This is a genomic window from Paraburkholderia sp. RL17-347-BIC-D (genome assembly GCF_046027915.1).
GTDB lineage: Bacteria > Pseudomonadota > Gammaproteobacteria > Burkholderiales > Burkholderiaceae > Paraburkholderia.
In genome coordinates this window covers 53,689-60,984 of sequence record NZ_JARESS010000048.1, presented here as the reverse complement: position 1 = coordinate 60,984, position 7,296 = coordinate 53,689, and the positions used below count along the sequence as shown (strand labels likewise).

At 62.3% G+C, this 7,296-nt stretch carries 6 protein-coding genes; 2 read left to right on the top strand and 4 right to left on the bottom strand.

The annotated features are described in order from the left end of the window. Nucleotides 1-51: 51 nt before the first annotated feature. Both P0D96_RS38240 and P0D96_RS38235 read right to left on the bottom strand, forming a co-directional pair. Complete coding sequence (locus P0D96_RS38240; RefSeq protein ID WP_408318955.1) at nt 52-1,413, bottom strand: MFS transporter; 1,362 nt, start codon at nt 1,411-1,413, stop codon at nt 52-54. A gap of 68 nt (nt 1,414-1,481) precedes the next feature. Continuing rightward, nucleotides 1,482-2,654 (bottom strand): M20 aminoacylase family protein, encoded by a 1,173-nt coding sequence (locus P0D96_RS38235; RefSeq protein WP_408181488.1) that lies wholly within the window; start codon nt 2,652-2,654, stop codon nt 1,482-1,484. Nucleotides 2,655-2,772: 118 nt separating this feature from the next. Here P0D96_RS38235 and P0D96_RS38230 point away from each other — a divergent pair, with 118 nt between their 5' ends. Then, nucleotides 2,773-3,723 carry a LysR family transcriptional regulator gene (locus P0D96_RS38230; protein ID WP_132375086.1) on the top strand — a complete coding sequence of 317 codons (951 nt, stop codon included), beginning with the start codon at nt 2,773-2,775 and terminating at the stop codon, nt 3,721-3,723. A gap of 30 nt (nt 3,724-3,753) precedes the next feature. On the opposite strand, the gene P0D96_RS38225 is transcribed toward P0D96_RS38230, so the two are convergent. Then, complete coding sequence (locus P0D96_RS38225; RefSeq protein WP_408318953.1) at nt 3,754-5,190, bottom strand: aldehyde dehydrogenase family protein; 1,437 nt, start codon at nt 5,188-5,190, stop codon at nt 3,754-3,756. A gap of 214 nt (nt 5,191-5,404) precedes the next feature. On the opposite strand from P0D96_RS38225, the gene P0D96_RS38220 reads away from it, so the two are divergent. Continuing rightward, entirely contained in the window at nt 5,405-5,776 is a 372-nt protein-coding gene (locus P0D96_RS38220) for a cupin domain-containing protein (RefSeq protein WP_132375088.1), read from the top strand. A gap of 123 nt (nt 5,777-5,899) precedes the next feature. Here the strand turns inward: P0D96_RS38220 and P0D96_RS38215 are convergent, their stop codons facing one another. Then, nucleotides 5,900-7,291: an NAD(P)/FAD-dependent oxidoreductase gene (locus P0D96_RS38215; RefSeq protein ID WP_408318951.1), complete on the bottom strand. Its 1,392-nt coding sequence runs from the start codon at nt 7,289-7,291 to the stop codon at nt 5,900-5,902. Nucleotides 7,292-7,296 lie beyond the last annotated feature (5 nt).

The window sequence follows — 7,296 nt, the reverse complement described above, 5'->3', positions numbered from 1 at the left end:
TAACAACACAAGGAAAGGCCAACACCCCAAAAAGCACAGCCAAAAAAACCACTACCCAATATCCCGCCCAGCAGTCTCCCGCATAAACGGCAACGGCAACAACGAAACCACCCCACACCCAATCAGATACCAAGCCGGCGCGAGATTACTCCCCGAAATCTGAATCAACCACGTAGCAAAAAACTGCGCAAACCCACCAAAGATAGAAACCCCGAGACAGTAAACAATCGACATCCCGGTAGCACGAATCTCACGAGGAAACATCTCCGGCAGCATGACGATATTAGGCACAGCGGTAAACGCAACGAGCACAGCCAATCCGGCGACTACAGACAACAAAACCGGCACCGTCGGCGAAGCATTGATAATCATGAACGCCGGATACACCGCCACGATCAGCAACACCCGCGAGATCCACAACACGCGCTTACGCCCAACACGATCGGACAACGCCCCGGCAAACGGCGAACAGATCACCGTCACCACCGCGGCGGTCCACGCAGCCCAGAGCGCCGACGACATCGGCAAATGCAAAATCCTGATCGCGTAGGTCGACAGATAAAACAGCACGATGTAGTTCGCCGCCGTGCCACCGATCGTCGTCAACACGCCCGTCGTAATCACGCGCGAATGCTCGCGAAACAGCTTGCGCACCGGCTGCGAGGCAGGCTGCAAACCCGGCTGCGAAACCGCCGCGCCATCTTCCACACCAGGCAGCGTCTCATTCAGATGCCGCCGAATATAAATACCAATCGGCCCCATCGCCATGCCGATCACAAACGGCACGCGCCACCCCCAACTCTCCAGCGCCGCAGTCGAAAGCGCCGCCGCCAAAGCGACACCCAGCAACGATCCGCACACGGTGTTCAGCCCTTGACTCACGAACTGCCAACTACCGTAAAACCCGCGCGTCTTGTTGCTCCCATACTCCAGCAACAGCGACGTCGACGCCCCCACCTCACCACCCAGCGCAAAGCCCTGAATCAACCGCGCGAGAATGATCAGCAGCGGCGCGGCAACACCAATCGCCGCATAAGTCGGCGCGAACGCGATGATCGCGGAGCCGAGCGTCATCAGCCACAGCGTGAGGCTCATCGCGGCTTTGCGGCCCGCGCGATCGGCATACGCGCCGAGCACGATGCCGCCCACCGGACGCATGATGAACCCGACGCCGAAGGTGCCGACCGCCAGCATCAGTTGCGCGAGCTGCCCTTCCACCGGGAAATACAGCTTGCCGATGATCGTCGCAAAGAAGCTATAGATCGTGAAGTCGAAAAACTCGAGGCCGTTGCCCAGCGTGATCGCGGCAATCGCCTTGGCGTGGCTCGTGCGTCCGACAGGCTGCGCGGCCGGCGTGCTCTGCATGCTCAACGCGTCGGTGCCTGCGGGTTGCGGTGTGGCGGAATAGTCCATCTGTGTCTCCGTGATGTTCTTCCTGCTAATGCGCGGCGGCTTTGCCCGCTTATGCAAACGCTGCGGCCTCAGGCCAGAAACGTCTGCGCGAGTCTCACCCAGTAGGCGGCGCCGGTGGCGAGGCAATCGTCGTTGAAGTCGTAGCCCGGGTTGTGAACCATGCAGCCGCCCTCGCCGTCGCCATTGCCGATGATCAGATAGCTGCCGGGGCAACGCTCGAGCAGGAACGCGAAATCTTCGCTGCCAGTGAGCGGTTGCATGTCGGCGATCAGGCCGCCTTCGCCCAGCCAGTCGAGCGCGACTTGCCGCGCCAGCCCGGTCATCTCCGCATCGTTGACGAGAACCGGATAGCGACGCTGATAGTCCACGTGCGCCTGCGCGCCGAACACGGCCGCCTGGCCGCACGCCACTGCCGTGATGCGCTCCTGCAGATAATCGCGAACCTCGGGCTTCAATGCACGCACCGAGAGACGCATTTCGGCCGTCTCGGGAATCACATTCGGTGCTTCGCCCGCGTGAATCGCGCCGATGGTGATGATCGCCATATCGAGCGGCGCGATGTTGCGCGATACGATGGACTGCAACGCCAGCACGATCTGCGCGCACACCACTACCGGATCGACCGCCTTATGCGGCACCGCGCCGTGGCCACCGCGGCCGGTTACCTTGATGATCACCGTATCCGACGAGGCCATGAACGAGCCCGGCAGGAAGCCGAACTTGCCCGTCGGATGGCCGGGCATGTTGTGCATCGCGAACACGGCGTCGCATGGAAACTTGTCGAACAGGCCGTCCTCGAGCATTTTTTTCGCGCCGGCCAAGCCCTCTTCGGCGGGCTGGAAAATCAGATTCAACGTACCGTCGAAGCACTTTTCCTGCGCCAGATGTTTGGCGGCGGCGAGCAGCATGGCCGTGTGGCCGTCGTGGCCGCATGCGTGCATCTTGCCGGGCAGCTTGCTCGCATATGGCAGGCCGGTGGTTTCATGAATCGGCAATGCGTCCATGTCGGCGCGCAGCCCGAGCTTGCGCGTACCGTCGCTGACCTTCAATTGGCCGACAACGCCCGTCTCACCGAGCCCGCGATGCACCGTATAGCCCCACTCCTGCAAGCGTTCGGCGACCAGATCGCCGGTGGCGAACTCTTCGTAAGCCAGCTCGGGATGCGCGTGGATCTGGCGGCGCAGCGCGATCATTTCGTCTTCGAGTTCGGCGATGCCCGCCGGAATGGCCATGGTGTTCACGTCGTGTCTCCGTCATTGAAAGCGTGAACCCAGCATAACGACGCCGATATTCCAGCGGCAGGCGTAAAATCGTTACGGCAGCAACTCATGGTTGCCACCCTCACACCTACTCTGTCAGATGAAACTGCATCAACTCAGCACCTTAGCGGCCATTGCCGATACTGGAAGTATCCGGGCCGCCGCGCGCTCGCTCGGCCTCTCGCCCGCCGCCGTGACCAAGGCGATGCGCGAACTGGAAGCCGATCTGCAAGCGCCGCTGGTGGTGCGCAGCGCGAGCGGCGTCGCGTTTACCGAGTTCGGCCGCGCGCTGGTCGTGCATGCGCGCGTGGTGCTGGGGCAACTGCAACGGGCGCAAGCCGAGATCGAAGCATTACGCGGCGCGGCGGCCGGCAAACTGTCGATCGGCGTCACGCCGTGGGTCGCGTTGACGTTTTTGCCGCCCACGGTGCAGCGCTTCCGGCAGCGCATGCCTGAAGTGCAACTGGAGTTTTTCGAAGGATTGCTCGCGGTCGTGCAGCCGCGTTTGCGCGACGGCAGCCTCGATTTTTCGATCGGACGGCCTCCACCCGCGTCGCCGCAATCGGAGTTTCACAACGTGCCGCTGTTTTCCACGCACTCGGCCGTGGTCGCGCGGCGCGATCATCCGAAGGCCGGCTGCCGCACGCTGCTCGAACTGGAAGACGCGGAATGGATATTGAACTGGGACCCGGCGAGTCGCGAGTCGATCTCGGACAATGTGTTCCGCAAGCGTGGCATGCAGGTGCCGCACACCATTCTGCTTGCGCACTCGCTGGCGGTCGTGCTGGGTCTGCTCGCCCACACGGACATGCTCAGCATCTTTCCGTGGCCGCTCGTGGAAGTGACGCTCGCGAAGGAGCAGCTGTGGGCGCTGCCATTGCGTGAGACGGTCGATGAAACCATCGTCAGCATCACCTCACGCCGCGGCGCGCCGACGAGTCCGGCGGCCGCGTGCTTTCTCGAATGCCTGCGTGAAGTGATCGATGAAGGGGCGCGCTCGCAAGATCCCGAGCAGCGCCGGCTATTTCATTCGATCGAGTTGCTGCTTTAGTGTTTTGTTACCTCACGGCGCTGTGCGAATTCAATCCGCGTAACCGACCACGCCCTTGATCTCCAGAAAGTCCTCCAGACCGAACTCGCCGTACTCGCGCCCGTTGCCCGATTGCTTGAAGCCGCCGAACGGCGCCTCGGGGTTGTAGTCCGCGTAGTTCAGATAGATCGTGCCGGTGCGCAGGCGCTTCGCCACCGCACGCGCGTGCTCGATCGAGCCGGATTGAATGTAGCCCGCGAGACCATAGAGGCTGTCGTTGGCCATCGCGATCGCTTCGTCTTCGGAGTCGTACGCGAGGATCGACAGCACCGGCCCGAAGATTTCCTCGCGCGCAATTGTCATGTCCGGCGTGACCTTGCCGAATACCGTCGGACGCACGAAGTAGCCGCCCTTCAATCCTTCGGGGCGGCCCAGGCCGCCGGCTACCAGCGTGGCGCCCTCTTCCATACCCACGCCGATCAGCTGCTGGATCTTGTCGAACTGCTGTTCGCTGATCACGGGGCCGAGGTCTGTGCCCTTCGCGTCCGCGGGACCGACGTTCAACGCTTCCGCGGCTTCTTTCGCATACGCCAGCGCTTCGGCCTCGCGCGCACGCGGCACGAACATGCGCGTAGGCGCATCGCACGATTGGCCGCTGTTGTCGAAACAGGCACGCGCGCCGCGCGTCACGGCTTCCTTCAGATCGGCGTCTTCGAGAATCAGGTTGGCCGATTTACCGCCCAATTCCTGATGCACGCGCTTGACCGTGTCCGCCGCGGCCTTCGCGACCTGCACGCCCGCGCGCGTCGAACCGGTAAACGACATCATGTCGATATCCGGATGAGACGACATGGCTTCACCCACGGTGCGGCCTTCGCCGTTCACGAGATTGAACACGCCGGCCGGCACGCCCGCTTCGTCGAGGATCTCGGCGAAGATGATGGCGGACAGCGGCGCCAGTTCCGAAGGCTTGAGCACCATCGTGCAGCCGGCCGCGAGCGCGGGCGCGACCTTGGTGGTGATCTGCAAGGCCGGCCAATTCCACGGCGTGATCAGCCCGCACACGCCGACCGCTTCCTTGCGGATCAGAATGCCGCTCTTCACGTACTCGAACTCGAAGGTATCGAGCGTGCGGATCATGGTTTCCAGATGTGCGACGCCGGTCCATGCCTGCGCGTCGTTCGCGTACTGCAGCGGTGCGCCCATCTCGCGGCTGATCGCATGCACCATGTCGTCATAGCGTTTGCGATAGACGTCGAGGATCGCTTGCAGCAGATCGATGCGCTGCGCGATCGTCGTATCGCTGTAGGCGGGAAATGCGCGCTTCGCGGCCGCGACGGCGCGATCGACATCCGCCGCGCTGCCCAGCGAGATTTGCGCGAACGCGGCGGCGGTGGACGGATCGATCACGTCGAGTGTGGCGGCGTTGGTCTGGTCGACGGGGTCGACCCACTGACCGTCGATATAAAACTGCTTGGCGTGTTGCATGGGGCTTGTCCTCTACATGAAAGTTTCAGGTCAGATGCGGGGCAAATCGCACCCGCGGCGGCATCGCCTGCTTTACATCGACGCCACTCAATCTGAATGTCTTCAAATCGAAATTCATCGCTACGCGGCTTTGGCTCAGACTCCGGCTTCGAATCCATTTTTCGCATCGATTCACACCGATAGCGACCTCGATCCAATCAACCAGGAGAGACACATGAGCAACATCACTTTCACCCGCATCGACGCTAAAGGCCCTGGCGCATCCGGCCTGAACCCGGCCCTGCACGATCCGGCCGACGTCATTCTCGAAGGCGCCAAGGCACCGCACGCCCTCAATGCTTTCTCCGACGCCACCAACATGTTGTCCGCGGGCGTGTGGCAATGCGATGCGGGCACGCTGAAGCTGGCCGACCTGCCGATTCACGAAGTGTGCGTGCTGATCGAAGGCGAAGTCGTGATTACCAGCGACGACGGCCGCAGCGAACGCTATGCCGCCGGCGACGCCTTCATCCTGCACAAAGGCTTCTCGGGCACGTGGCACATGCCGGTGGCGACCAAGAAGTACAGCATCGTGTATTGCGGTTGATTCTGACTGCATCGCACCGTTGCTTCACCGGAAACCGCACCCATTGAGGTGCGGTTTTTTATTCTGGCGAAGAAACCAAAAAACGCAAAAAAACGCCCGGCACGATTGCGCGGACGCCATCAACTACATCGGAAAACCCAGCGCCTTGATCGAATTGATCCACAGACGCCGCCAGCCGCCGCGATCGTCGGCGCCGTCGAACGCGTTGAAGGTGATCTTCGCGGCGATCCAGCGCACGGGTTCCGGCGGAATATACGACGGCCCTTTGCGCGAAATATCGAGCGACGTGATCACCGTCTCGCGATGCCACAGCATGTCGAGGCCCATCTTCGCGCCAAAGCGGCTGCCCGCCACGCCAAAGCCCGTATAACCCGCGACGAACACGCTCTTGCCGCCGTGATAGCGGCGCGCGAACACGGCGCCGCGCGAACAGTAGTCGATCGGGCCGCCCCAGGCATGCGTGAAGCGTACGTCGTCGAGTTGCGGGAAGGTGCGGTAGAACGCTTCCGCTAGCTTGTAATAGGTGCTTTCGTCGCGATCGGCGGCGGGGTTCGGATTGCCGCCGAAGTGATAGCTCACACGGCCGCCGAAGATAATGCGGTTGTCTTTCGTGAGCCGGAAATAATTGAGCTGCGTGCGCGTGTCGTAAATGCCCTGGCGATTCTTCCAGCCGATGCGCGTCATCTGTTCTTCGCTCAACGGCGCCGTCGCGATGATGTGATCGCGCACCTGCATCACACGGCGTTTGATGTCGGTCACGCCGACATCCGCGGTGCCGGTGCCGAGCAGCACGCGCGGCGTTTCGATGCGGCCCGACTGCGTGTGCACGATCATCTTCGCGCCGCAATCTTCGAGGCGCGTGATCGGCGAATGTTCATGCAGACGCACGCCGAGTTTCAGCGCGGCGGCCTTCAAACCCCACGCGAGCTTCGCCGGATGAATCGTGCCGCTGCGATTGCGCGACCACATCGCCCCTGCGAAAAGCGGTGAATCGAGTTGCTCGCGCGCGCCCTTGCTGTCGAGCAGCACCACGTCGTGCCCATGTGAGACATGCAACTCGTAATCGCCCTTCAGATGACCGAGGTGGCCCGGATCGACTGCAACAGTCATCTCGCCGTTCCATTCGACATCCGCCTCGATGCCATAGCGCGTCAACGACTCCTTGAAGCCGTCGAGATTCTCCTGGCCCAGCTTTTCGAGCACGTCGAGGTCTTGCGGAAAGACGCGCGTCGCATTCGGCAGGCCGTGCATCACCGAAGTCGAGATGATGCCGCCCGGACGGCCCGAGGCGCCATAAGCCACCTTGCCCGCCTCGACCAGCACGACGTCGAGCGACTGGTCGGCTTCTTTCGCCTGGATCGCGGCCCATAGACCGGTGAAGCCGCCTCCCACCACGACCAGATCCGCAGTGGTCGGACCGATCAATTCCCGTTCGACAGCCGGCGCGCGCGGATTGTCCAGCCAGAACGGAAACAGTTTTACCCCTTCAAACGCGCGCTTTACTGACTCGCTCATCCTGT